The organism is Mycetocola sp. Y442 (assembly GCF_056898615.1).
The window spans coordinates 280,001-302,987 of record NZ_JBXHBV010000002.1; the positions used below are offsets into that span (position 1 = coordinate 280,001).

Annotated in this window: 26 protein-coding genes and 1 tRNA gene; 16 read left to right on the top strand and 11 right to left on the bottom strand. The window is 64.8% G+C overall.

All coding sequences use genetic code 11. The features are described from left to right. The first annotated feature begins 17 nt into the window (after window positions 1-17). From AC1X6S_RS08045 to AC1X6S_RS08055, 3 genes are read left to right on the top strand one after another with little or no spacing between them, the layout of a single operon-like run. The gene (locus AC1X6S_RS08045) at window positions 18-476 is read left to right on the top strand and encodes a ribose-5-phosphate isomerase (RefSeq protein WP_483405238.1); all 459 of its coding nucleotides are present in this window, start codon (window positions 18-20) and stop codon (window positions 474-476) included. Next, complete coding sequence (locus AC1X6S_RS08050; RefSeq protein ID WP_483405239.1) at window positions 476-1,309, top strand: triose-phosphate isomerase family protein; 834 nt, start codon at window positions 476-478, stop codon at window positions 1,307-1,309. The genes AC1X6S_RS08045 and AC1X6S_RS08050 overlap by 1 nt, the downstream gene beginning before the upstream one ends. Then, window positions 1,302-2,021 (top strand): GntR family transcriptional regulator, encoded by a 720-nt coding sequence (locus AC1X6S_RS08055; RefSeq protein WP_483405240.1) that lies wholly within the window; start codon window positions 1,302-1,304, stop codon window positions 2,019-2,021. The genes AC1X6S_RS08050 and AC1X6S_RS08055 overlap by 8 nt, the downstream gene beginning before the upstream one ends. A 327-nt stretch (window positions 2,022-2,348) precedes the next feature. On the opposite strand, the gene AC1X6S_RS08060 is transcribed toward AC1X6S_RS08055, so the two are convergent. The 4 genes from AC1X6S_RS08060 to AC1X6S_RS08075 form a co-directional block, all read right to left on the bottom strand. Next, complete coding sequence (locus AC1X6S_RS08060; protein WP_483405241.1) at window positions 2,349-3,719, bottom strand: MFS transporter; 1,371 nt, start codon at window positions 3,717-3,719, stop codon at window positions 2,349-2,351. Window positions 3,720-3,903: 184 nt separating this feature from the next. Beyond that, on the bottom strand, window positions 3,904-4,674 hold the full coding sequence (locus AC1X6S_RS08065) for an SDR family NAD(P)-dependent oxidoreductase (RefSeq protein WP_483405242.1): 771 nt from the start codon (window positions 4,672-4,674) through the stop codon (window positions 3,904-3,906). 16 nt (window positions 4,675-4,690) lie between these two features. Then, window positions 4,691-5,653 (bottom strand): 3-hydroxyacyl-CoA dehydrogenase family protein, encoded by a 963-nt coding sequence (locus tag AC1X6S_RS08070; protein ID WP_483405243.1) that lies wholly within the window; start codon window positions 5,651-5,653, stop codon window positions 4,691-4,693. Window positions 5,654-5,662: 9 nt separating this feature from the next. After that, window positions 5,663-6,601 carry a sugar phosphate isomerase/epimerase family protein gene (locus tag AC1X6S_RS08075; RefSeq protein WP_483405244.1) on the bottom strand — a complete coding sequence of 313 codons (939 nt, stop codon included), beginning with the start codon at window positions 6,599-6,601 and terminating at the stop codon, window positions 5,663-5,665. A 276-nt stretch (window positions 6,602-6,877) separates the two neighbouring features. Between AC1X6S_RS08075 and AC1X6S_RS08080 the strand changes: the two genes are divergently transcribed. From AC1X6S_RS08080 to AC1X6S_RS08105, 6 genes are all read left to right on the top strand, one after another. Continuing rightward, a tRNA-Trp gene (locus tag AC1X6S_RS08080) sits at window positions 6,878-6,950 on the top strand. Between the two features lie 42 nt (window positions 6,951-6,992). Further along, window positions 6,993-7,268, top strand: coding sequence for a preprotein translocase subunit SecE (secE, locus tag AC1X6S_RS08085; protein WP_108390138.1), 276 nt, complete (start codon window positions 6,993-6,995; stop codon window positions 7,266-7,268). Window positions 7,269-7,352: 84 nt separating this feature from the next. Further along, window positions 7,353-8,396 carry a transcription termination/antitermination protein NusG gene (gene nusG, locus AC1X6S_RS08090; RefSeq protein ID WP_483405245.1) on the top strand — a complete coding sequence of 348 codons (1,044 nt, stop codon included), beginning with the start codon at window positions 7,353-7,355 and terminating at the stop codon, window positions 8,394-8,396. Window positions 8,397-8,486: 90 nt separating this feature from the next. Next, on the top strand, window positions 8,487-8,918 hold the full coding sequence (gene rplK / locus AC1X6S_RS08095) for a 50S ribosomal protein L11 (RefSeq protein ID WP_108390140.1): 432 nt from the start codon (window positions 8,487-8,489) through the stop codon (window positions 8,916-8,918). A 147-nt stretch (window positions 8,919-9,065) separates the two neighbouring features. Further along, on the top strand, window positions 9,066-9,755 hold the full coding sequence (rplA, locus tag AC1X6S_RS08100; protein ID WP_108390141.1) for a 50S ribosomal protein L1: 690 nt from the start codon (window positions 9,066-9,068) through the stop codon (window positions 9,753-9,755). An 86-nt stretch (window positions 9,756-9,841) separates the two neighbouring features. Next, window positions 9,842-10,384, top strand: coding sequence for a GNAT family N-acetyltransferase (locus AC1X6S_RS08105; protein ID WP_483405246.1), 543 nt, complete (start codon window positions 9,842-9,844; stop codon window positions 10,382-10,384). On the opposite strand, the gene AC1X6S_RS08110 is transcribed toward AC1X6S_RS08105, so the two are convergent. Then, window positions 10,353-11,672 carry an MFS transporter gene (locus AC1X6S_RS08110; RefSeq protein ID WP_483405247.1) on the bottom strand — a complete coding sequence of 440 codons (1,320 nt, stop codon included), beginning with the start codon at window positions 11,670-11,672 and terminating at the stop codon, window positions 10,353-10,355. The genes AC1X6S_RS08105 and AC1X6S_RS08110 overlap by 32 nt on opposite strands. Before the next feature lie 55 nt (window positions 11,673-11,727). On the opposite strand from AC1X6S_RS08110, the gene AC1X6S_RS08115 reads away from it, so the two are divergent. Then, window positions 11,728-12,687, top strand: a complete 960-nt coding sequence (locus tag AC1X6S_RS08115; RefSeq protein ID WP_483405248.1) for an ArsR/SmtB family transcription factor — start codon at window positions 11,728-11,730, stop codon at window positions 12,685-12,687. Window positions 12,688-12,719: 32 nt separating this feature from the next. Here the strand turns inward: AC1X6S_RS08115 and AC1X6S_RS08120 are convergent, their stop codons facing one another. The 3 genes from AC1X6S_RS08120 to AC1X6S_RS08130 all read right to left on the bottom strand — a co-directional run bounded on the left by AC1X6S_RS08120 (window position 12,720) and on the right by AC1X6S_RS08130 (window position 14,994). Then, complete coding sequence (locus AC1X6S_RS08120) at window positions 12,720-13,739, bottom strand: NADP-dependent oxidoreductase (RefSeq protein WP_483405249.1); 1,020 nt, start codon at window positions 13,737-13,739, stop codon at window positions 12,720-12,722. Between the two features lie 233 nt (window positions 13,740-13,972). Next, window positions 13,973-14,602, bottom strand: a complete 630-nt coding sequence (locus AC1X6S_RS08125) for a YqaJ viral recombinase family protein (RefSeq protein ID WP_108390146.1) — start codon at window positions 14,600-14,602, stop codon at window positions 13,973-13,975. A 131-nt stretch (window positions 14,603-14,733) separates the two neighbouring features. After that, on the bottom strand, window positions 14,734-14,994 hold the full coding sequence (locus AC1X6S_RS08130; protein WP_483405250.1) for a thioredoxin family protein: 261 nt from the start codon (window positions 14,992-14,994) through the stop codon (window positions 14,734-14,736). A 67-nt stretch (window positions 14,995-15,061) separates the two neighbouring features. Here AC1X6S_RS08130 and AC1X6S_RS08135 point away from each other — a divergent pair, with 67 nt between their 5' ends. After that, complete coding sequence (locus AC1X6S_RS08135) at window positions 15,062-15,901, top strand: NAD-dependent epimerase/dehydratase family protein (RefSeq protein ID WP_483405251.1); 840 nt, start codon at window positions 15,062-15,064, stop codon at window positions 15,899-15,901. A gap of 7 nt (window positions 15,902-15,908) precedes the next feature. Here AC1X6S_RS08135 and AC1X6S_RS08140 read toward each other — a convergent pair whose 3' ends face one another. The 3 genes from AC1X6S_RS08140 to AC1X6S_RS08150 are packed head-to-tail and all read right to left on the bottom strand — an operon-like array spanning window position 15,909 to window position 18,637. Then, the gene (locus AC1X6S_RS08140; RefSeq protein ID WP_483405252.1) at window positions 15,909-16,406 is read right to left on the bottom strand and encodes a MarR family winged helix-turn-helix transcriptional regulator; all 498 of its coding nucleotides are present in this window, start codon (window positions 16,404-16,406) and stop codon (window positions 15,909-15,911) included. Further along, complete coding sequence (locus AC1X6S_RS08145) at window positions 16,403-17,293, bottom strand: alpha/beta hydrolase family protein (RefSeq protein WP_483405253.1); 891 nt, start codon at window positions 17,291-17,293, stop codon at window positions 16,403-16,405. The genes AC1X6S_RS08140 and AC1X6S_RS08145 overlap by 4 nt, the downstream gene beginning before the upstream one ends. Before the next feature lie 21 nt (window positions 17,294-17,314). Then, window positions 17,315-18,637 carry an acyltransferase family protein gene (locus AC1X6S_RS08150; RefSeq protein ID WP_483405254.1) on the bottom strand — a complete coding sequence of 441 codons (1,323 nt, stop codon included), beginning with the start codon at window positions 18,635-18,637 and terminating at the stop codon, window positions 17,315-17,317. 112 nt (window positions 18,638-18,749) lie between these two features. Between AC1X6S_RS08150 and AC1X6S_RS08155 the strand changes: the two genes are divergently transcribed. From AC1X6S_RS08155 to rplL, 5 genes are all read left to right on the top strand, one after another. After that, entirely contained in the window at window positions 18,750-19,508 is a 759-nt protein-coding gene (locus tag AC1X6S_RS08155) for a response regulator transcription factor (protein WP_483405255.1), read from the top strand. Then, on the top strand, window positions 19,505-21,019 hold the full coding sequence (locus AC1X6S_RS08160; RefSeq protein WP_483405256.1) for a sensor histidine kinase: 1,515 nt from the start codon (window positions 19,505-19,507) through the stop codon (window positions 21,017-21,019). Before AC1X6S_RS08155 ends, AC1X6S_RS08160 begins: the two co-directional genes overlap by 4 nt. A 50-nt stretch (window positions 21,020-21,069) precedes the next feature. Continuing rightward, the gene (locus AC1X6S_RS08165; RefSeq protein WP_483405257.1) at window positions 21,070-21,747 is read left to right on the top strand and encodes an HAD family hydrolase; all 678 of its coding nucleotides are present in this window, start codon (window positions 21,070-21,072) and stop codon (window positions 21,745-21,747) included. A gap of 268 nt (window positions 21,748-22,015) precedes the next feature. Continuing rightward, window positions 22,016-22,531: a 50S ribosomal protein L10 gene (gene rplJ, locus AC1X6S_RS08170; RefSeq protein WP_108390152.1), complete on the top strand. Its 516-nt coding sequence runs from the start codon at window positions 22,016-22,018 to the stop codon at window positions 22,529-22,531. Between the two features lie 53 nt (window positions 22,532-22,584). After that, window positions 22,585-22,968 (top strand): 50S ribosomal protein L7/L12, encoded by a 384-nt coding sequence (rplL, locus tag AC1X6S_RS08175; protein ID WP_483405258.1) that lies wholly within the window; start codon window positions 22,585-22,587, stop codon window positions 22,966-22,968. Window positions 22,969-22,987: the final 19 nt, after the last annotated feature.

Below are 22,987 nucleotides of genomic sequence, written 5' to 3' on the forward strand. Positions count from 1 at the left end.
ACGAACAGGAGCACAACATGAGCGCACTTCGTATCGTCGTCGGCTCTGACGACGCAGGATTTGAGTACAAGGAACGACTGAAAGCCGACCTCGAGGGCAGCGACCTCGTGGCATCCGTCACCGACGTTGGCGTGAACGCCGATGGCCACACCAACTATCCGACGATCGCGATAGCGGCAGCCGAAATGGTAGCTCGAGGCGAGGCCGACCGCGCCCTCCTGGTGTGCGGAACCGGACTCGGCGTCGCCATTGCGGCGAACAAGGTCCCCGGAGTGCGCGCCGTCACGGCCCACGACCCATACTCCGTTGAGCGCGCCGTGCTCTCGAACAACGCGCAGGTGCTGTGCATGGGCCAGCGCGTCGTCGGACTCGAACTCGCTCGACGCCTCGTGCGCGAGTGGTTGACCTATACCTTCGACGAGTCGAGCGCCTCCAACGACAAGGTGCAGGAGATCCGCAGCTACGAAGGCGTCTGATGCCGCCGGCCGGCTCACCTCGATTCCTGATCGGGGTGAGCCACAAAATGTACTTCAGTCACGCTCGCACCGTGGCCTGGTGCCGCGACGTCGCCGCGATCGCCGGGGACAATCCGGCGATCGCCGACGGCACCGTCGAGCTCTTCGTCATCCCGACCTTCCTCTCGGTTCCTGCCGCCATCGATGCGCTCGGGGCTGTTGCGCTGGTCGGCGCGCAAGACCTCAGCACCGAGGACAGCGGCGCGTATACCGGAGAGGTGAGCGGGGCTGAGATCGCCGAACTGGGTTGCCGCGTGGTGGAGGTGGGGCACGCCGAGCGGCGGCGTCTGTTTGGCGAAACAGCCGAGGTTGTCGCGGCGAAAACCGATGCGGCGTTGCGCAACGGGCTCGATCCCGTGCTCTGTATCGGCGAAGCCGTGCGCTCGACCGCGGAGGACGCCATCGCTGACTGCACGGCCCAGATCGCGTCGGCCCTTGAACCCAGCCGAACCGCCGGCCACAACGGCCGGGTCATCGTTGCGTACGAGCCGCACTGGGCGATCGGTGCGCCGGAACCGGCGTCGGCCGAGTACATCCGCGCCGTCTGCTCCGCTCTGCGCGAGTACGTCAGTTCGCTCGCCGACTTCCCGGGGTCGGTAGTGATCTACGGCGGAAGCGCAGGCCCTGGCCTCCTCGGTCACATCGCCGACAGCGTCGATGGCCTGTTCCTCGGACGGTTCGCTCACGACCCCGATGCCGTGCGTGTCATCCTCGACGAAGCAGCGGACGCCGCGAAGGCACCCCACGGCGCTGGTACTCTCGAGAACGGAACGTCGAGGAGAGCCAATGCCTGAATCCACCTACCCGCTCGGACAGGCGGGGGTGATTGAGCGCAAAGGGCTCAGGGACCGTGTCTATGACCTCGTGCTTGACATGCTCGTCAGCCAGTCCGTCGCTCCAGGCACCCGACTCTCGATCGACGCGATCGCCCGTGACCTCAATGTGTCGCCCACTCCGGTGCGCGAGGCACTCGTCCAGCTGGAGCGCACGGGGCTCGTGACGAGGGAGCCGCTCAAGGGCTACCGGGTCGCTCCGCAGATCACCGACGGACAGCTCGAGTCGCTCTTCGATACCCGGATCGTGCTCGAGGGCGGTGCCGCGGCGCTCGCGGCACGTCATTCGGACGAACTGGTTCCTCTGCTCGAGGCAGCGCTCGAGGAGCACCGGAAGGTGACCGAGCGCGTGCGTGCGGCGGCCCAAGGTGGCGCCCTCTCGGTGGCTTTGCTGCGTGAGTATTTCGCGGTCGACTGGAACTTCCACCACCTCATTTTCGAGGGCACGAACAACCAGTTCCTCATCGACATGTCCGAGGTCATCTCGACGAGGGTGCACCGCATGCGCCAAACGGTGCTGAGCGGCGTCACCGACGCCGAGGATGCCGTCAACGAGCACACGCACATCATCGAGGCGTTCCGCACCGGCGACCCGGACGCTGTCGCCGGGGCCATGCGGGACCACATCGAGAAGGTGCGGTCGCGGTCGCGGTCGGACGCGCACACGCGCTGACTCTCCTTCGCCCTGAGGGGTGTTGTTTCGGGCGGCGGATCAGGGGGTCGGCGCCGCTACCGGCGGTGGACCCCCGGTATTTCCTCCCGGCGCCGCGCCACCGGCTCGAGCGGCGGCTCGCGGCCAGCCGGCGGCGGGGGCGAGCGATTCGCAGCAAGGGGTGTTGTTTCGGGCGGCGGATCAGGGGGTCGGCGCCGCTACCGGCGGTGGACCCCCGGTATTTCCTCCCGGCGCCGCGGCACCGGCTCGAGCGGCGACTCGAGCGACCACCCACCCAACGAAAACCGGGCCGGGTCCTTGAGGACCCGACCCGGTTCACCGTGACAGCTAGTGTCCCGGAGGAGCCTCTTCGAGGAGCGCATCAGCACGCGCCTTGAAGAACCGGGTGCAGTACATCATCGCGGCCGCGAGGAACGCGAACACACCGAGCGAGACGATGCCCCAGATTCCACTCTCGGTGGGTGCGGTCTCGTTGAAGCTCGTACGCATAATGGGTGCGACGAATCCACCGAGGTTACCCAGCGAGTTGATCAGGCCGATTCCGGCGGCCGCCGCCGTTCCGGTGAGGAACGCCGTCGGGTACGACCAGGTGATCGGACCAACCGAGAGGAAGCTGGCGACCGCAAGTGTGATGAACAGGATGCCAACGACCGGCAGGTTGTTCGCGCCAGCCCAGGCAGAGCCGAAGATCGAGAGACCGGTGAAGATGTAGAACAGCGTGCCCCAATTGCGACGGAACCTGATGGTCGACGCGTTCTTGCCCACGAGGTAGCAGGCGAACAGACCGACCAGCCACGGGATAGCCGAGACAAGACCAACCTGCCAACCGACATCCTGACCGATCAGTCCGGAGACCTGCTGCGGGAGGTAGAACGTGGTGCCGTAAACCGCGATCTGGAGGCAGAAGTAAATAAGGGTGAAGTACCAGACCTTCCAGTTCGACATCGCGCGCCAGATGCCGGAGGGGCCGTCTTCGGTGCGTACAGCGTCTTCCTTCGCCATGACCTCGGTTAAGGCATCCTTCTCCTCCTGGTTGAGGAACTTCGCCTTTTGCGGACTATTCACAAGGAAGAAGAGCGCGGCAATACCGGCGACAACCGCCAACATGCCCTCGACGAAGAACATCACCTGCCAGCCGTGCCACGGCGTCAGGGTGTCACCGAAGCTGATCAGGCCGCCGCTGAGCGGTGCCCCGAGCATCTGGGAGAACGGCTGTGCCAGGTAGAAGATAGCGAACATCTGCACGCGGACCTTGTTCGGGAACCACTCCGCGAGGAACATGATGACACCGGGGAACAGCCCGGCCTCGGTGACACCGAGGAGGAACCGCAGGATGATGAACATTGTGTCGTTCGTGGTGAAGGCGAACGCCGCGGCGACGATGCCCCACGTGATCGCGATCCGGGCAAGCCAGAACCGCGCTCCGAACTTCTTCAGCAGCAAGTTGCTCGGGATCTCGAAGATCGCGTAGCCGATGAAGAAGATTCCCGCACCGAGCGCGAACGCTCCCTGGGAAATCCCGCGGTCCATCGACAGGGCATCTTCGGCGAAGCCGATGTTCGTGCGGTCGAGGAACGCAACGAAGTAGAGGATGACGAGCATCGGCATGAGGTGCCGAGCCGCCTTTGAAATCGCCGACTTGAGCGCCGGGCTGTGGGCATTGGGATCAATGCCGGCAGTGGGGTTTAGCGCGGACAAACTGCTCTCCTTTGAGGTCTATTCGATGTAGCCCGCGCGCGGCACGCGGGGGCGGTGGAGTGCTCAGCCGAAGATGCTCGGTGCGAGCAACCAGATTCCCACTCCAACGAGAATGATCCCGAGGGCGAGGAAAAGGATGCGGCCTTTGGACCAGGGTCCTGTTGCTCCCGTCATGATCCCGGCCTCAGTGCATGTAGAGGCCGCCGTCAACGTTCAGGGTCTGACCCGTCACGTATCCGGCGTCCTCGCTGATGAGGTAGGAGATGGCGGCGGCAATGTCGCGCGGCGTGCCGATGCGCGGGAGAACGCCGTCGGATGCCATGGCTTCCTTGCGTTCGTCCGTGAGTGTTCCGCCCATGATGTCGGTGTCGATGGGGCCGGGGGAGATGACGTTGACCGTGATCCCGTCCTTGCCGAGCTCGCGAGCGACACTGCGAGAGAACCCGATGACGCCGGCCTTCGCCGCGGAGTACGCCGTCTTGCTGAAGGTGCCTCCGCCGCGCTGGGCCGAGACCGACGAGAGGTTGACGACCCGGCCGACGCCGTTCTTCACCATGGACTCGACGGCGCGCCGTGTGGCGAAGTGGACGCCGTTCAGGTTGATGCCCAGGACCCGGTTCCACTCCTCGTTCGTCACCTCGAGATACGGCACCGGTGAGGATACGCCGGCGAGGTTCACGAGCGCGACGACCTGGGGCAGCGCAGCCTCGAGCGAGTCGAAAGCGGCACGGACCTGCGCGTCGTCGGCAACATTCGCACCGGCGCCAGCGGCGACGACACCATGCTGTTCCGCAATCTCCGCTGCAACGGATGCCGCGGCATCCGCGTCGAGGTCAATGATGCCGATATTCCAGCCCTGCTCGGCCAGATAGTGGGCTGATGCGCGGCCGATGCCACGCGGTGACGCGGCACCGGTGAGGATGACCGCGCGCGATTCGGGAAACTGTGTTGCCATGTCCGGTCCGATCGTGTCAGTTCGAGGGGTGAATGGGGGCAGGGCCGAGCTCATCCATCAGCTTCTTGATGGCGACGTATGCCTTGTTGCGGTAGGCGATCAGCTCCGCAGTGCGTTCCGCGGGTACGTCGAGGTAGCCTGCGCCGGTCTTGGTGCCGAACTTGCCCGCATCGACGAGCTCCTTGAGCGAGTCCGGAGTCGCGAAGCGCTCGGGCCAGCGGGTCTGCAGGGAGGCGTAGCAGAACGAGTAGACGTCGAGGCCGGCCATGTCGGCGATCGCGAACGGTCCGAAGACCGGAAGGCGGAAGCCGAACGTGGTCCGCACGATCGTGTCGATGTCTTCGGGGGTTGCAACGCCCTCTTCGACGAGCTGGGTCGCCTCGTGGAACAGTGCGTACTGCAGGCGGTTGAGCACGAAGCCCGTCGCGTCCTTGACCCGCGCCGTCTCCTTGCCGGTCGCCTTCACGATTTCTTCGACGACCTCGATCGCGGCAGGGTCGGTTCCCTCGTGGGGGATGAGTTCAACGCCAGGGATGAACGGGGCCGGGTTCGAGAAGTGAACGCCGAGGAACCGGGCCGGGTTGGTCACGGCCTCAGCGAGCGACCCGATCAGGATCGTTGAGGTGTTCGAGCCGATGATCGCGTCAGGACGCGCTGCATCACTGATGCGCTTGAGCGTCGCGTGCTTGATCTCGATCTTCTCCGGCACCGCTTCCTCGATGAAGTCGGCGTCAGCGACGGCCTCCTCGATCGACGCGGCTGGCGAGACGTTGGCGCGGATGCGTTCCACGGCGTCGGCGGGGAACAGCCCGTCAGCGACGAACTGCGCGGCCTCCTCGATGAGGCGATCGTAGTTCTTGACGGCGATCTCCTCGGAGATATCCGCGATGCGGACCTGGGCACCAGACAGGGCGAGAACCTGAGCGATTCCCCCACCCATGTATCCGGAGCCGACGACGGCGATGATGCGATTGGTCATGATTCTCTCCTAGGCCTTCGGAAGAAGTGAGCGGATGTACTTCTGGTTGGTGGCACACATGCCGAGGCTGTCTCCGCCGTAGTGCTCGGCGAGGATGATCCCGTTGTAGCCGAGCGCCATGGCATCCCGGAATACCTGGCGGTAATTGATGAGACCCGCTTCCATGGTCGACGGAACCGAGGTGAACCAGCTTCCGTCCGCCGCTTCGTCACGCGTGTAGTTCTTGACGTGCCAATAGTTGGCATAGGGGAGCGTCTTCGCGAAGAGCTCGCGCCAGTCCTCGACGGGCCGGTGCAGGCGGATGAGGTTTGCAACGTCGGGGTTGATGCCGACGTTGTCGAGGCCCACATCTTCGACGAACCGAACGGCGCTGTCCGCGGTGCCGACGTAGGTGTCCTCGTACATCTCAAGGGAGAGCGGAAGACCAACGGATGCCGCGTGCTCGCCGAGCTCACGGATGCGCTTGACGGCGGTGTCCCAGACGTCGCGGTCGTCAGGGTCCTTCGGACCCTCCGCTGTCCAGAACCAGAGCGCCTTCTTCTGCGCGTCGCTGAACGGCTGGTGCAGGCCGGTCGAGAAGACCTCCATGCCCCATTCGGCTGCCGCGTCGATGGTGCGGTGCGCGTACGCGAGGTTCTTCTCTTCAGAGCCCGGCATGATGACGCTCTGGCGCTGGAGGTGCACCGAGGGGATGCCGACTCCGTGCGATTTCGCGATGGACAGGAACTCGTCGCGCCTTGATGGTTCAAGGTCTGCGGGGCGCACGTGGCTGTCAGCCAGTTCGGCCAGGGTGAATCCGACGTCGGTCACCTGTGCGAACATGTCGTCCCACACCTCGGCCGGGGCGTCGTGCATGGCGAGGCCTTGCTTATCGACCGGCGGGAAAGCGTGGAGACAGGTGGCGATGGGCCAGGTCTCAGCCGTGTACTTGGGTTTCTCAGTCGACATTGTGCTCCATTGCATTCAGGGTCGCCATCACGGCTTCCAATATCCTATAGGAACCATACGCGCCGAGGTCGTGATTGTAAACACCCGTCAGGTTGCCGTGCTCTGCGTGCTCGTGTTTGCGGAGAGCATTTCGCCCTGTACACTTGGGGAGGTAGTTGAAATCTGCCAAGCTTTTTTGCGCCTATTTTCATCTTTTTTCGGCAACCGCCGTAAGAAGGGGATTGCGGGTCAGAATCGTGAATCAGGTTTTTGCTTCCCGACCGGGTATCCGGTCATAGGGCGGTGGCTCAATTGGTAGAGCAGCGGTCTCCAAAACCGCAGGTTGCAGGTTCAAGTCCTGTCCGCCCTGCGCGTCGGTGTTAACACCCCGGCACATGAAAGGTGTAACCAGGTGGCCCGAAAAGTTATCGACGAACCGAGCGAGGAAATCGTCGCAGCAGCGAAGAAGGACCGTGCCGCAAAGCGTGGACCCTTCGCCGGGATCATCCTGTTTCTGAAGCAGGTTGTCGCTGAGCTCAAGAAGGTCGTCACACCGACCCGCAAGGAGCTGCTCAGCTACACCGGTGTTGTGCTCGTGTTCGTCGTGATCATGATGGCGCTTGTCTGGGGCCTGGATCAGGTGTTCAGCTGGGTCGTGATCTTCACGTTCGGTACTCCGGCGGCCTAGCCGCTGACATCCGTTCATCCGAACCTCATACAGCGCAACGTGGCCGTGCACCGGCCAAACGAGAGCCAAAGGAAAGAGATTTAAGTGTCGGAGAGAAATCTAGACGACGTCGACTGGTCGACTGCCGCTGAGCAGTCCAGTGAGGACGACGAAGCCCAGGAGGGCAACGTGCTCGCGGCCGAAGAGAAGGCTGTCAACCCCGCCGAGCACGAAGCGCTGCACATCGAAGACACCGCGGATGTCATCGTTGACGTCGAGGAGGAGGTCGAGGCTCTCGCCGAAGCCGTAGATCCCGAAGCCGATGCGATCGTCGATGACGCTCTCGAGATCGACGAGGCTGCAGAGGCTGAAGCCGCTGCTCTCGCTCTCGCAGATTCCATCGAGGTCGAGCGCGAAGAAGAAGCAGAATTCGAGCCAGAGGTCGCGCCGTACAACGGCGAGGAGCCGGATGCCGGCGTTGCCGATGTCGTCGAGGCTGCCGCCGCTGGCGACGAGGCCGACGCAGAAGACGCCGACCCCTACGACGCATTCCGCAAGGAACTGCGGAGCCTGCCGGGCAAATGGTTCGTCATTCACTCCTACGCCGGGTTCGAGCGCAAGGTCAAGGCGAACATCGAGCAGCGCAAGGGATCGCTCGACGTCGCCGACTACATCTACCAGGTCGAAGTTCCGATGGAAGATGTCGTCGAGATCAAGAACGGCCAGCGCAAGATGGTCACCCGTGTGCGCATCCCCGGATACGTGCTCGTTCGCATGGACCTCAACGAAGACTCCTGGTCTGTGGTTCGCCACACGCCCGGCGTCACCGGATTCGTGGGCAACGCCCACAACCCGACGCCGCTGCGCTTCGAAGAGGCCTTCAACATGTTGAAGAGCCTCGTCGAGGTCAAGGAAGCCGCACAGTCGAAGGCCACCGGAGCGAAGGGCGGCCAGACGGCTCGCTCGATTCCCGCCGAGGTCGACTTCGAAATCGGCGAGACCATCACGATCAAGGAAGGCTCGTTCGCTGGCCTTCCCGGTTCGATCAGCGAGATCAAGCCGGAGAGCGGCAAGCTCATCGTGCTCGTATCGCTGTTCGAGCGCGAGACCCCGGTCGAGCTCAGCTTCGACCAGGTCACCAAGCTTTAGAAGTTTTCTCAACCACCGCGGCCCAACCGGGCCAGCGGGAGAGCGCCCGTCACACGGACGGTGCTCGAAACCCAATAAGAAGGAAGAAACATGGCTCCGAAGAAGAAGGTCACTGGTCTGATTAAGCTTCAGATCAAGGCTGGCGCCGCCAACCCCGCCCCGCCAATCGGCCCGGCACTGGGTCAGCACGGCGTGAACATCATGGAATTCTGCAAGGCATACAACGCCCAGACAGAGTCCCAGCGTGGAAACGTCATCCCGGTCGAGATCACCGTGTACGAGGACCGCTCGTTCACATTCATCCTGAAGACCCCGCCCGCTGCAGAGCTCATCAAGAAGGCTGCCGGCGTTGCAAAGGGTTCAGGAACCCCGCACACCGTCAAGGTTGCGAAGCTCACCAAGGAGCAGGTCCGCTCGATCGCTGAGCAGAAGATGGCCGACCTCAACGCAAACGACATTGACGCTGCGTCGAAGATCATCGCCGGAACCGCTCGCTCCATGGGAATCACCGTCGAAGCGTAGTAACACCTCGGGACACCCAGCCGTCATCACAGGCGGCGGATCCCACCCGAGTCGGCCAGACACCGTCTGATGCCGACTCACGACACAACATTCGTGGCAGCGCCGGCCAGGCGCAAATGACCACATTCTCGAATTGGAGAAATTCACATGGCACAGAAGTCAAAGGCCTACCGGGCCGCCGCCGAGAAAATCGGCACTGACAAGGTCTACACCGCAGCCGAGGCAGTTAACCTTGCCAAGGAAACCGGTTCAGCCAAGTTCGATTCAACGGTTGAGGTTGCCCTCAAGCTCGGTGTCGACCCCCGCAAGGCAGACCAGATGGTCCGCGGTACCGTGATTCTTCCTCACGGCACCGGTAAGACCGCCCGCGTCATCGTGTTCGCAACGGGCCCTGCAGCAGAAGCAGCAATCGCTGCCGGTGCTGACGAGGTCGGTGGCGACGAGCTCATCGAAAAGGTGGCCGCTGGTTACACCAACTTCGACTCCGCGGTTTCGACCCCGGAACTCATGGGCAAGGTCGGTCGTCTCGGAAAGGTCCTCGGACCCCGCGGCCTCATGCCGAACCCGAAGACCGGAACCGTCACCCCCGATGTGGCCAAGGCCGTCAACGACATCAAGGGCGGAAAGATCGAATTCCGCGTTGACAAGCACTCCAACGTCCACTTCGTCGTCGGCAAGGCATCGTTCTCGCCCGAGCAGCTGTTCGAGAACATCTCGACCGCTCTCGAAGAGGTCAACCGCCTCAAGCCGTCCTCCTCGAAGGGCCGTTACATCCTCAAGGGAACCGTCTCGACCACCTTCGGTCCTGGCATCCCGATGGACATCAACTCCATCTAGTTCCTCGGAACACACAAAAAGGACCTCGCTTCGGCGGGGTCCTTTTTGCGTGCCAGACGGCATCCGGTGCTCCATAAAATAGCGGGATGACCCTGACTGTTCGACGTGCCGGACCGACGGATGCCGCTGGGCTGGGGGAGCTCGCTGCCGTCACGTTTCCGCTCGCCTGCCCTCCCGGCAGCGCGCCGGAGGCGATTGCCGAGTACATCGCCGGCAATCTGACGGAGCGGAGCTTCGATCGGTACCTCGACGACGGCAACCGTGGCATCCTGCTGGCCGAGGACGACAGTGGCCCGGTGGGATACATGATGCTCATCGGCGGCGAACCGACGGACGCCGACGTCGCCGCTGCGGTGACGATCAGGCCGACCATCGAACTCAGCAAGGCGTACGCATTGCCGGGGGTTCACGGCAGGGGTGTGGCGGCGGCGCTGATGACGGCGACGCTCGACGCAGCGCGCGAGCGGGGTGCAGCGGGCATCTGGCTCGGGGTCAACCAGCTCAACGCCAGGGCGATCCGGTTCTACGAGAAGAGCGGGTTCGCCATCGTTGGCGAGAAGAAGTTCTCGCTTGGCCCCGAGGTGCACAGCGACTTCGTCATGGAGCGGGCACTGGCAGGGCCGTCGTGAGGTGGTGTCGGGCGAGCAGGTTGATCCCCAGTGCTGACAGCAGGAAGACGGCACCGAGAACCAGCCAGCCCATCGTGCCGTGAGTGAGCACGGTCGCGCTGATGACGAGCGGTGCGGCCATGGCGCCGAGCGAATAGCCCATGGCGAAGACCCCCTGGTAGGCACCGGCGCGCGACTGGTCCGCGAGTTCGAAGCTCAGCCCCCAGTTGCTGGCGCTCGAGAGGATCTCGGCGAAGGAGTGCACGACCATGGCGAGCACGAGGAGGGCGATGGCGACGCCGATGGCGACGTCAGCGGACCCGGCGTAGAGACCGCAGGCGACAACCATGAGGATGCCGGCGAGCACCGAGATCTTTCCGGCGTGCGCGACATCGTGGGTGCCACGGGAGAGCCGCACCTGGAATGCGATCACGAGGACCGTGTTGAGGATGAGCAGGAGCGAGTACACAGCACTTGGTGCCCGGGTGTCGTGGACGATCCACAGCGGCAGGCCAACCTCGGCAACACCGAACTGCATGCCAAACACGCCGGAGAGCACAGTGAGCGCGAGGTAGGTCGGATTTCGGAACGGTGAGCGCCCCCGCACCGGGCGGGGCACGTCGCTCGTCGGGTCGTGCTGCGGGGCGTCGACGGATTTTGGCAGGCGAGCGAGCACGAACGCGCTCGCTCCCGTCAGGACCGCGGCGATCACCATCACGCTTCGGTAGGCCGTCGGGGTGGCGAGCAGCAGTGCGATTCCGCCGGCGGCGCTGCCGAGCGAGATGCCGATGTTCGTGACGGTGCGGAGCACGGCGCGGGCGCCCACCCTGCCCTGCCCGGTGAAGGCGCGGGCGATGATCGCGCCGCGAGTGGAGTGCGCGGCACTCGCGGTTGCCGTGACGACACACGCGACGGCGAGTGCCACGGGGAACGAGGTCGCCAGTGGATAGCACGCGAGCGCAACGGCTTCGATGAGCACCAGCCAGACGGCGAGGCGCCTGGCGCTGAACCGGTCGGCGAGGTGGCCGCCGAGATAAGACGTTCCCACTCCGATGGCGCTCGAGATCGTGAGAAGCAGGGCGACCTCGATCGCGGGCAGCTCCACGATGAGGGTGAAGTACAGGACGGTGAGCGTGAGAAACACGCCACGGCCCAGAGTCGAAACGAGGGTGGCGAGCACAAGCCGACTCAGAACGGGATCCCGCGTGATCGAAGCGAACCATCTGCCATCACGACGACGGATGCCGTCTGCCGGGATCGGTGTGGTGTCGGGGAGGGAGGGGGCGTTGCTCGGTGGTGGTGCGCTCACGTTCCTTTCTCCCACGCGCGGAACGGCATCCGTTAGTGATGTAGCGTATGGCTACATGTTGCGGTACGAACTCAGCGAGTCCGATCTCGGTGGCGTGCGGTTCGGAATCTCGCCGCTGTGTGAGCTCGGTCTCTCGCTGCGGTCGATCCGGGATCCCGGGCGCTACCCGCTGCAGCTGCCGTGGGTCATTCGAACAGAAGACGCGAGGCGCTCCCTCGACACCGAGGTGCTCGCGGCGCTGGTCAACGACCGGTTGTGGACACCTGACTTCCTCAACCCGCGGCCGGACTCGCCCCTCACACGAATCGAGAACGAACTCGCCCGGCTCGAGGCGCTCCCGGCCGCCGATTTTTTGCGCGGGGTGCTCTCGGTGCACCCTGAGTTGCCTCCGGTGTTTGCCGGGCCGCCTGACCGGGCCATCCGGCGGATGGTGAGCGCCCTCCGGGACTACTGGGACGCGTGCTTCCGCCCGCACTGGCCCCGGATGCGGGCGATCCTGGAGTCCGACATCGTGCACAGGGGCCGTGTCGTGGCGCTGGACGGGCTCGCCGTCATGCTCAACGGTGTCTCATCGGCGGTGACCTATGAGAACGGAGTGGTGTCGATCGCCCTTGCCGCACCGGAGAGCCGGACCGAGTACACGGGTGGCCTCGGTCTCACCCTCGTCCCGACGATGTTCACCCGGCGGGCGTCGGCGCCGGTCGAGGCCGGGCAGGCCCCGCTTGTCATGTACCCCGCGCGCGGTCAGGGCGCGATGTGGGAGCCAGAGACTCTGGCACCGGAGGGCGCTCTCGTCAGCCTCATCGGCTCCCGGCGCACGGCGCTGCTCAGGGCGCTGGGCTCGCCGGCGTCATCGACCGAGCTCGGGATCAGGTTTGGCATCTCCACCTCGGCGGTCAACCAGCACCTGCGTGTACTCGCGGACACCGGGCTCGTGACGTCGACGAGGCACGGACACAGCGTTCTCTACTTCCGGAGCGAACTCGGGCAGGCGCTCTCGGAACGAGCGAGCTGACGCCCGGACGCGGCGCTTGTGTGGCGCAGCCGTCAGTGTGCGGGAATCGTGAGCACGATCTTGCCGCGGGTATGCCCGGACTCGAGTGCCTCGTGCGCCTCGGCGGCGTTGCCGAGATCGAATACCTGGTCGACGAACACGCGAACATCCCCCGACTCGAGCAGGCGGGAGATGGTCGAAAGGCTGTCGCCGTCCGGCGCGACCTTGAACGTCGTCGCGCGCATTCCCGCGGCAGCGGCCTCGGCGAGAAAGGTCGGCCAGCTGCCCGTCGGCGCATTGACGATGAGACCGCCATCGCGCAGCACACCGAGAGAGCGCGAGCCCGTGTTGTCGCTGACATTTCCGATCAGGTCGATGACGACGTCGACCTTGCTGACGGCATCCTCGAATCGGGTCGTCCCGTGGTCGATGACCTCATCGGCGCCAAGCTCTCTCAGCCATTCCTGGTTGCGGCTCGATCCTGTCGCTATGACGTGCGCACCGAAATACTTGGCGAACTGCAGGGCGAAGTGCCCGACGCCGCCGCTCGCTGCGTGAATGAGGATGCGCTGGCCCTGGTGAGCCTTGGCGACCTCGACGACCATCCCCCAGGCGGTCAGCGCGGCCAGCGGCACACCGGCGGCTTCCACGTGCGAGAGCGCCGCTGGTTTCTTCGCGACGGACAGGCTCGACACGGCGACGAATTGCGCGTAGCTGCCCGACGTGCGCGGAACCATGGTCATGCCGTACACCTCGGTGCCAGGAGCGAACGGGTGCGCCTCATACGGTGACTTCACGACGACACCGCTGAAATCGAAGCCGAGCACGGCGGGAAAGCTCGGGATGCCCGCAGAGACGCCGCGTCCGGCCCGCGTCTTCGCGTCGATGGGGTTGATGCCGGCGGCCACGACCTGCACGATGAACTCGGAGTTGTACGCGGACGGGACCGGGACAGTGGCCTCGTGCAGTGCACTCGCGTCGCCGGTGGCATCGATGACCGCCGCGCGCATGGTTTCGGGAATCGCGGGCGGGGCTGATGCTCCCGCCGGGGACGCATCAGATGATCCAGTCATGCCCCGAGTCTGCCACGCAATCCCCACACCCTCACGCATCTCTGTCCCCTGTCGTTGTTGCTCTGTTTACAGCTAACGCCCACAATGAGTCAGTGGTGTTACGGCCGAGTTCCCACCCAGCAAACAATCGTCCCGCGAGCGCTACGGATCCATGCCTGCGCTACATAAACATCTGCAGCGCGGGCATGGAAGTGCAGCGGTCGCGAACAGGGAGGGCCGCGACGGACCGGGGATCAGGGGATGTCGTACGGGTCGTCGTGCACGAGGTACCGCGACACCCGCGTGGTTCGGCGGTGCAACTCGTCGATGAGGTTGTTGGCGAGTCCGACCAGCTGGTTGATCTGCTTCTCGTCGCGGTCGATCCAGCGGCACATCGGTTCCTCGCCGACCGGCACGAAGTTCGCGTGCTGTTCCCAGACCACGAGGGTTCGCTCTGCCCCGAGCACGTACTGCTGCCACCAGATCTGACGCAGGTAGTTGCGGGGAACGCTCGACCACGGCTTGGTCGTTGTCTTGATCTCGGCGAGCACAAGCGCACCCGACGTTGATACGGCGAGGCCGTCAGGGGTCGCGAGGTGGCGCTTCTCGATCTCCGCGTGGAAGAGCGCCGATGACGGCGAAATGCCGTGGGTCGCGGCCACCCAGCGAGCAATCTCAGGTTCGCGCGCCCGACCGTGGTCGGTGTAGGCGTTCCCGGAGAAGCCGGGACCGCCGCCGAGCTTCTCGGTGGCGACGGCGTCGATCGACTTCGCGCTCGAGAGCCGGGCCACATCCGTCGCGGTGATGCCGCGAGAGCGAGCCCTGAGCCAGGCCACCCGGTCCGATGAATCGGCAACGAGGCGGTCAAGATGGCTGGAAGTCACACTCTATTGTGCCTCGGCCGGGCGGATGCTCCCGCCACCGGCACCCTGTCGGCGCGCCTTATCGGGGCGGTCGGTTTCTGGACCGCGCGGGTCCGGCCGGCTGACTCAGCCCGAACACCCGGTCCGGAGCGTCAGAGCGCCTTGGCTGCGGCCCGGAGCACCTGGTTGAGCGTGGGAACCCCCGTCGCGCGGAAGACTTCCTTGCCCGTGTCGTCGAGGACGAGAACCGTCGGGGTGAGGCGGATGCCGTCATCCGCCGCCTTCGCATTCTCGATGGCGACGTCACGCTCGACCACCCTGGCTTTGGGCACGACGCGTTCGGCTTCGGCGAGCACCTCTCGGGCGCGGGCGCACGGGGTGCAGAACGACGAGGTGTAAAGGACGAGTTGCATGCTTACACTCAACCACGCCCGAGCGCCACCCATACCCCCGATGCCCCAACTGCAACAGAATGGGCCCATGAGAATTGCTGTTACCGGTGGATCCGGAAAACTGGGACGCACCGTCGTCCGCGAACTGCGCGCCGCGGGGCACGTCGTCATCAACCTCGACATGACGGGGGAGCGTGGGCCCGGATTCGTGCGCGTCGACCTCACCGACTACGGTCAGACCCTCGACGCACTGCTCGGTGTCGACGACAGGCACTCGGGATTCGATGCTGTCGTTCACCTCGCCGCGATCCCGGCCGCCGGGTTGGCGAGCAACGTGGCGACGTTCTCCAACAACATCCTCGCGAGTTACAACGTGATGAGTGGTGCTATTCGCGCCGGCATCCGCAACATCGTCTACGCGTCGAGCGAGACGGTTCTCGGCCTGCCGTTTGAAACGCCCCCGCCGTACATTCCCATCGATGAGGAGTACGCGGCACGGCCGGAGAGCACTTACTCGCTGGTCAAGCACCTCGAAGAGCAGATGGCGATCGAGCTCGTGCGGTGGAACCCCGACCTCAAGATCATTGCGCTCCGGTTCTCGAACGTGATGAATCCCGAGGATTACGCGGAGTTCCCTGACTTTGACTCTGACGCGTCGCTGCGGAAGTGGAACCTGTGGGGCTACATCGACGGACGGGACGGTGCCCAGGCGGTTGAGCGCGCCCTCGAGCTCGACACCACAGGCTTCGATCGGTTCATCATCGCGGCGGCGGATACCGTCATGTCACGCCCGAACGACGAACTCGTCGCCGAGGTCTTCCCCGACGTCCCCGTGACGCGCGAGCTGGGGAAGAACGACACGCTGCTGTCGATCGACAAGGCACGACGGGTGCTCGGGTACGACCCGCAGCACTCCTGGCGCGACTGAATGGTCGCTACGAGGCGCCGCCGTCGCTAACCGATCGCCGATCGGCACTTCGCCCGGCATGGTCACTACGGTCTGCACCGAGTGCGTCGGCGACGTGTTGAAGCCAGCGGGCGATGGTTGCCTGTTCGGATTCGTCGAATCCGGCCGTAAGAATGGAGTTGAGTTCGAGTGTGCTGGCGCGGGCCAGCGCACACGCCCGTGCACCGGACTCCGTGAGGGTGATGCGGGTAACGCGGTGGTCTGACTCGTCCAGGGCGCGAACTATCAGGCCGGATGCTTCCATTCGGGAGAGAAGCCCACTCGTCCCGGCAGCAGAGGTGCGCAGCGCTCCGCTGAGCTGGCTCATCGTCGTACCCGGATTTGCGGCGATGAACATCAGGGCCCCAGCGGTCGCGGCCGTGACACCGTGGGTACGTCCTCGATCGTCTATCCAGTTGCGCACCGATCGCTCGGCGAGCGTCAGCAGAAATATCAGCCGTTGACGTGGAGCAGCGCTTCGGTTCATACGTGAGTGCGTGCTCGTTCGTTCAGCCAGTCGGTGACGTCCGGCCAGAGCGTGTCGCGGAGCCCTCGGCGGAAGAAGCCCATGTGCCCGATTCTCGTCGCGCTGACGGATGCCGGTTCGATGGTTCGTCGCTTCACCTGGGCGTTGGTGAGATGGTTGGCAATCAGATCGATTTGTTCGGGCGTCGCCCACGGATCATCCGTGAATCCAATTCCCAGGACGGCAGTTCGAACGGAGGCGGCACGGTTCGCTGCGTCCATGGTGGGGTCATCAAAGAAGTACCCGGGCGTACGCGACCACCGGCTCCACTCCAGCATCGCAGCGCCGGGCATGTCTTCGCCCAGCCCCAGACGGCGCCCGGGCACGTAGCCGATGGTTCGAGCAAATGCCGGCCCGAGGACGCGCAGCACGGCCGCGACGCGCAATCGCTCCGCGGTTTGCGGAATCGCTGCGGTAACACCAGCGTGGGAAGCTACGGTCACGAATCCCGCCAGGCCGGCCGAACCGTAGTTGAGTGAGAGCGCGTGACCGCCAATGCTGTGCCCGACAGCCAATTGGGGCAGATCCGGGAACCGTTCCTCGGTCCACTCGGCCACCGCGGGAACGTCGACCGACATCCAGTCGCGCATTCGGAGGGTTCGGTTGCTCCGCGGATCTCCAGACGCCCCTGTGCCGCGGTAGTCGTATGTGATGGCGGCAAATCCTTCCGCCGCCAGATACTCCGCAAAGCCGGTGTACAAACGCTCGGGAACCGCTGTCGCTGGATGTACGGAGACAGCGCCCGTCAGGGTGCCCGACATCGGCGTACGGAGGTGACCACGAATCGTGCCTGACGAGGTCGGTATGACTACTTCTTCGACGACGGTCTCCGCGTTTTTGTTTCGCATGCGAAGTACTATACCGAGACGTCACCTCATGCTGCGCTCTGGCACCGACCCTGTCAGCCAGAGTGCCGCAGCACAGGCTCCAAGTGCGATCGCGGCGAGCGGGAAGTCCAGTCCGTACGCCGTGATCGCCAGAATGGGCAGTACGAAAAGTGCAACAGCGACCGGAGTGGCCCACGGCGCCGCGATACGCGGGGCACCCATCGGTGGCACCTTCTCGAACCTGATCAGCCAGAGCGACAGCACCCACACGGCCCCGAGAACCAGGACGAAGAATGGGAGCCGCGTCCACCACCATGCGGCGCTCCCCGGCTCAGGCAACGGGAGTGGCAGGAGCAGCTGGATGCCGATGAGCACCATGATCATCGGCAGGTGCCAGAGGTAGACGGTCATCAGCCGCGATCCGACGAGGAACACGGCACCCTGCGCCGCTCGCGTGCGCATCATCGCGGTCAGTGGTGTGTGCAGCAGGGTCAAAGCTGCCGCCTGAATGACGGCGAACACTGCCATGGGCGCGGTCGGCGGCCACTGGTTGCCGAGCATGCTCACCGAATAGCCGCCGAGGGCAACCAGCTGCCACACGGCGATGTAGCCGGCGCCAACCAGCAGGAGGAGCTGCCACCACCGGCGCTTCGCGAACCAGCCGTCGTAGAGGAAAAAGCCGACCTGGCTGGCGAAGAGCCAGACGAAAGCGACGTTGGGGATGCCGAAGAGCTCCTGCCCGAGTTCATATCCGGTCGGCGGAAGCCGGTCGATGCCGAGAAGGCCGCCAGCCACAACGAAGCGGATGCCGTCAATCGCCAGCGCCGCAGCGAACAACGCCAGGAGCACCCACCCGCCGTACCGGTCGTGCCACCGCATCATCACCGGCGCGAGCGCCTGGACGATCATGTACGCGGCGAGGAACCACAGCGGCGAACCGACCCCGATCGCTATGGCGTCGACCAGTTCAGGGTCGATGCCCAGGGCTCCGGCAGCGCCGAGAACGACGGTGAAGAAGACGAAAACGACGAGCGCCGGGCGAGCGAGGCGCGCCAGGCGAACGCGCACGAATTGATCGGCGGTCGTGCCTTTCGCAACGGCGGATCGCCAGCCTGCTCTCGCCGCGTAGCCGCCGACCACGAAGAACAGCGGCATGATGTTCGCCATCCACGTCGCGGCGTTGAACCACGGCTGGAACTCCACGGTCCTTTCGATCAGGAGCGATCCGTTTGCGTCGCGCCCGACCCCCGTGAACAGGATGTGGACGAAAACGACGAGCACAACGCAGAACACGCGGGCAAGGTCAAGTGTGAGGTCGCGACCCGCTGGAACTGTGCGGCTGGCCACGTCGACGGAGCGGGTCATGCCCCGAGAATAGTGGGCGGCTCAGCCACGGGTGTAGCGACACGAACAGGGGCCACGGGATCCCCCAAGATTGCTCATAGGTGGCTCATAGCAACGGGCGGATACTGGAAATATGAGCGCTTTCGAGTCTTCTTCGCTGCCAGCGGCATCCGTACCCCTGAAGCGAGCAGATGGCAGTGCCATCCGCGTGCTCGTCGTCGATGACGAGAGCAGCCTGACCGACCTGCTGAAGATGGCGCTTCGCTATGAGGGCTGGGAGACCCGCACGGCAGCCACCGGGCGGAAAGCACTCGACGTTGCGCGCGAGTTCCGGCCAGACGCCATCGTGCTCGACATCATGCTTCCCGACATCGACGGGCTGAGCGTGCTGCACCGCCTGCGCGAACAGGGCGACGACGTCCCGGTGCTGTTCCTCACGGCGAAGGACGCGCTCGACGACCGGATTGCCGGCCTCACCGCCGGCGGAGACGACTACGTGACGAAACCGTTCAGCCTCGAGGAACTCGTTGCCCGCCTGCGCGCGCTGATCCGGCGTTCAACGCTCACCGGTGCGACCGGTGGCCCCGTCATCACCGTCGGCGACCTCACTCTGGACGAAGACAGCCATGAAGTCTCGCGCGGCGGCACCCCGATCGAACTGACCGCGACCGAATTCGAACTCCTCCGCTTCCTCATGCGCAACCCGCGGCGCGTCCTCTCCAAGGCACAGATCCTCGATCGGGTGTGGAGCTACGACTTCGAGGGCAGGGCGAGCGTCGTTGAGATCTACATTTCCTACCTGCGCAAGAAGATCGACGCCGGACGTCCGCCGATGATCCACACGGTTCGCGGGGCCGGATACATGCTCAAGGCGGCCGAGACGACGCCATGAAACGGATGTCGCGGTGGACGTTGCGGGGACGACTCGTCGTCGCTGTCGTCGCGTTGCTGGCGCTCGCCGCGGTGATCATCGGTTTCGCGAGCGTGGTGAGCGTGCGGACGGTGCTGCTCGACCGCGTCGACGCGCAGTTGACGGCCGCGACCTCGCGGTCGTACGGCGCCGAGGAAGCGCGCCGCGGTAACGATGGCCCGATGTCCCCGAGGGGGCAACCGCCGGTGCCCGAGTTCATCGGGGTGCCCGGGCAGTCCGCGGGCACGCTCGGCGCGATCATCTCCGGGGGAGCGGTGCGCTACGCCGGCTACCTCGACGACGCAGGCGACCTGCAGCCGCTGACGGCGGGACAGGTGGAGACGCTGCTGACCGTGAGCATGGGCGGTCAGCCGGAGTCGATTGACCTCGGCGGTGAGCTCGGTTCCTACCGGGTGGTGGCGGTCGAGGCGGGGGACGGCGTGATGATCGTCGGACTTCCGCTCGCAGACCTCGAGTTCACTCTCGGGCAGCTCATTGCCGTGATCGGTGCGATCACGCTCGGCGTTCTCGTCGTCGCCGGTGCGGCCTCGTACGTCATCGTGCGGCTCGCGCTTCGCCCGCTCGACCGGGTGGCGAATACGGCGACCGCCGTGTCAGAACTGCCGCTTGACCGCGGCGAGGTCGCGCTCGCCGTCCGAGTGCCACTTGAGGACGCCGACCCCGACACCGAAGTCGGGCGGGTTGGTGCGTCGATCAACCGGATGCTCGGTCACGTCGCCGCCGCGCTCTCCGCTCGCCAGGCATCCGAGAACAAGGTCAGAACCTTCGTGTCGGATGCCAGCCACGAACTGCGCACCCCGCTCGCGTCGATCCGCGGATATGCCGAGCTGACCCGACGGTCAGGCGAGGAACTCCCGGAGGACGCCGCATATGCCCTGGGCCGGATCGAGTCGGAGGCTGTGCGGATGACCGCGATCGTCGAAGACCTGTTGCTGCTCGCGCGGCTCGACGAGGGGCGGGAACTGGCAAAGGAACCCGTCGAGCTCAGCGCGCTCGTATCCTCGGTCGTCAACGACGCCAGAGCGGCCGCGTCAGGCCACGACTGGCAACTCGAACTGCCCGGCCGGGATGTGGTCGTTCTTGGTGATGCGCAGCGCCTGTTCCAGGTCGTCGCAAACCTCCTCGGGAACGCGCGAGTGCACACCCCGGATGGAACCCGAGTGGTCACTGCCCTCTCCGTCGACGGGGACACCGCCGAGATCACCGTCACAGACAACGGCCCCGGCATCGACCCGGCCCTGCTCGGGTCGGTGTTCGAGCGGTTTGTGCGCGGGGACTCGTCCAGACAGCGCGCGTCAGGCGGAACCGGGCTCGGGCTCGCCATTGCCCGCGGCGTCATCGAGGCACACGGCGGTACCGTCGCCGTCGAGTCGGCGCCGGGTCGCACCCGATTCAGCATCCGCCTGCCCCTCGCCGATCAGGGCACCGCGCCCGTCACTGATGGAAAGGACGCGGCTGGCGCAATCCCCTGACGAGGAGGATCGCGTCGCGCTACAGTTGCGGCGAACCGGAGGAGAATCCATTGACCGAAGCCGCACCAGCCACGTCCCCGAGCGCCGTTCTGTTTGACATCGACGGCACCCTCGTCGATTCCAACTACCTGCACGTCGAGGCCTGGGCGCACGCCTTCGCCGACGTCGGTGCCGAAGTCTCGTCGTGGCGCATCCACCGCGCGATCGGCCTGGACTCCGCGAAGCTGCTCGAAGCGCTGCTGGGTGACAAAGTCGACGAACTCGGTGATCGTGCCAAAGACCTGCACTCGCAGTACTACAAGGAACTCGCCGATCGCTTGCGTCCGCTCGACGGGGCGCGGGACCTCCTCCGTGAACTTCACGGCCGTGGCCTCAGGATCGTGCTTGCGACCTCAGCGCCCGAGGACGAGCTGGAGATCCTGACCGGCAAGCTCGACGTCGATGACGCCATCGAAGCCACCACCAACGCCGACGATGTCGAGACCGCCAAGCCCGACCCGTCGATCGTCGAGATCGCACTCAAGAAAGCCGGAGTGGACGCAGGTGAGGCGGTGTTCGTCGGTGATTCCGTCTGGGACTGCATTGCGGCATCGCGCGCCGGCGTCCGTACGGTCGGCCTGCTGTCCGGCGGTTTTAGTTCGGCTGAACTGCTCTCGGCCGGCGCCATTGCCGTCTACGACGACCCCGCCGCCCTGCTGCGTGAGTTGTCGCTCAGCCCGCTCGCCTGACGACAGCACGCGATTTGGCGAAGTGAAGCGGATGCCATAAGCTGGGACAAAACCAAAGACCGCAGGTTTTCGGCGTGCTCGCGCAAGTGTGCATCCGATCGAAGGTTCTCAGCTGAGACAACCCGCGCAGGTGAACGAAACATTCTTAGAGATTCTCTCAAAATGCTCCGTGCGCTTGCGCCGGAGCTCTTTTTTTTGCCGAAAACCGACTGCCCCTTTTGGCTCGCATCGCCTCCGCGGTGCGAGGAAGACTAATCAAGGAGTGGCTATGGCGAACAAGGAAGCCTCGGTTGCCGAACTCACGGAGAAATTCCAGAGCTCGACCGCCGTTCTGCTGACCGAGTACCGCGGCCTCACTGTTGCCCAGCTCAAGACGCTGCGCAAGAACATCAGTGCGGACGCAACCTACGCCGTGGTGAAGAACACGCTGACCAAGATTGCCGCGAACAACGCGGGCATTTCGTCGTTTGACGAAGAGCTCGTTGGTCCGTCGGCCATCGCTTTCGTTCACGGAGACCCTGTCACCGTTGCGAAGAGCATGCGCGACTTCTCCAAGGCAAACCCTCTCCTGGTGATCAAGGGCGGTTACTTTGACGGTAACCCTCTGACCGCCGAAGAGGTAGGCAAGCTCGCCGACCTCGAGTCCCGCGAAGTTCTGCTCGGCAAGCTTGCCGGCGCCTTCAAGGCCTCGCTGTTCGGAGCCGCATATCTGTTCAACGCACCGCTGTCGAAGGCCGTTCGCACGGTCGACGCGCTGCGTGAGAAGCAGGAGTCCGCTTCCTAGGTTCAGACCTGGGACAGCGGTGAGTAGACCAAAGAAATCTAAGGGAGAAAATCATGGCAAAGCTGTCAACTGAAGAGCTGCTTGAGCAGTTCAAGGGACTCACGCTCATCGAGCTCAGCGAGTTCGTCAAGGCATTCGAGGAGACCTTCGAGGTCACCGCGGCTGCACCCGTCGCTGTTGCTGGACCGGCTGCTGCCGGTGCTGCTGCAGAAGAGGTTGAAGAGAAGGACTCCTTCGACGTCATCCTCGAGGCTGTCGGCGACAAGAAGATCCAGGTCATCAAGGCTGTCCGCGAGCTCACCTCGCTCGGCCTCGGCGAGGCCAAGGCCGTCGTCGATGGTGCACCGGGACCCGTTCTCGAAGGTGCAAACAAGGAGACCGCCGAGAAGGCAAAGGCTGCTCTCGAAGAAGCCGGCGCAACCGTCAACCTCAAGTAATTTGCGCCCCTCGGGGCTC

Excerpts from the sequence above, each read along its gene's own strand:
- rplJ (WP_108390152.1), top strand. The coding sequence starts at position 22,016 with ATGGCGAACAAGGAAGCCTCGGTTGCCGAACTCACGGAGAAATTCCAG.
- rplK (WP_108390140.1), top strand. The coding sequence starts at position 8,487 with ATGGCTCCGAAGAAGAAGGTCACTGGTCTGATTAAGCTTCAGATCAAG.
- AC1X6S_RS08160 (WP_483405256.1), top strand. The coding sequence starts at position 19,505 with ATGAAACGGATGTCGCGGTGGACGTTGCGGGGACGACTCGTCGTCGCT.
- AC1X6S_RS08045 (WP_483405238.1), top strand. The coding sequence starts at position 18 with ATGAGCGCACTTCGTATCGTCGTCGGCTCTGACGACGCAGGATTTGAG.
- AC1X6S_RS08150 (WP_483405254.1), bottom strand. The coding sequence starts at position 18,637 with ATGACCCGCTCCGTCGACGTGGCCAGCCGCACAGTTCCAGCGGGTCGC.
- rplL (WP_483405258.1), top strand. The coding sequence starts at position 22,585 with ATGGCAAAGCTGTCAACTGAAGAGCTGCTTGAGCAGTTCAAGGGACTC.
- AC1X6S_RS08050 (WP_483405239.1), top strand. The coding sequence starts at position 476 with ATGCCGCCGGCCGGCTCACCTCGATTCCTGATCGGGGTGAGCCACAAA.
- AC1X6S_RS08135 (WP_483405251.1), top strand. The coding sequence starts at position 15,062 with ATGAGAATTGCTGTTACCGGTGGATCCGGAAAACTGGGACGCACCGTC.
- AC1X6S_RS08070 (WP_483405243.1), bottom strand. The coding sequence starts at position 5,653 with ATGACCAATCGCATCATCGCCGTCGTCGGCTCCGGATACATGGGTGGG.
- AC1X6S_RS08155 (WP_483405255.1), top strand. The coding sequence starts at position 18,750 with ATGAGCGCTTTCGAGTCTTCTTCGCTGCCAGCGGCATCCGTACCCCTG.
- AC1X6S_RS08145 (WP_483405253.1), bottom strand. The coding sequence starts at position 17,293 with ATGCGAAACAAAAACGCGGAGACCGTCGTCGAAGAAGTAGTCATACCG.
- AC1X6S_RS08055 (WP_483405240.1), top strand. The coding sequence starts at position 1,302 with ATGCCTGAATCCACCTACCCGCTCGGACAGGCGGGGGTGATTGAGCGC.
- AC1X6S_RS08105 (WP_483405246.1), top strand. The coding sequence starts at position 9,842 with ATGACCCTGACTGTTCGACGTGCCGGACCGACGGATGCCGCTGGGCTG.
- AC1X6S_RS08130 (WP_483405250.1), bottom strand. The coding sequence starts at position 14,994 with ATGCAACTCGTCCTTTACACCTCGTCGTTCTGCACCCCGTGCGCCCGC.
- AC1X6S_RS08075 (WP_483405244.1), bottom strand. The coding sequence starts at position 6,601 with ATGTCGACTGAGAAACCCAAGTACACGGCTGAGACCTGGCCCATCGCC.
- rplA (WP_108390141.1), top strand. The coding sequence starts at position 9,066 with ATGGCACAGAAGTCAAAGGCCTACCGGGCCGCCGCCGAGAAAATCGGC.
- AC1X6S_RS08065 (WP_483405242.1), bottom strand. The coding sequence starts at position 4,674 with ATGGCAACACAGTTTCCCGAATCGCGCGCGGTCATCCTCACCGGTGCC.
- AC1X6S_RS08140 (WP_483405252.1), bottom strand. The coding sequence starts at position 16,406 with ATGAACCGAAGCGCTGCTCCACGTCAACGGCTGATATTTCTGCTGACG.
- AC1X6S_RS08115 (WP_483405248.1), top strand. The coding sequence starts at position 11,728 with ATGTTGCGGTACGAACTCAGCGAGTCCGATCTCGGTGGCGTGCGGTTC.
- AC1X6S_RS08120 (WP_483405249.1), bottom strand. The coding sequence starts at position 13,739 with ATGACTGGATCATCTGATGCGTCCCCGGCGGGAGCATCAGCCCCGCCC.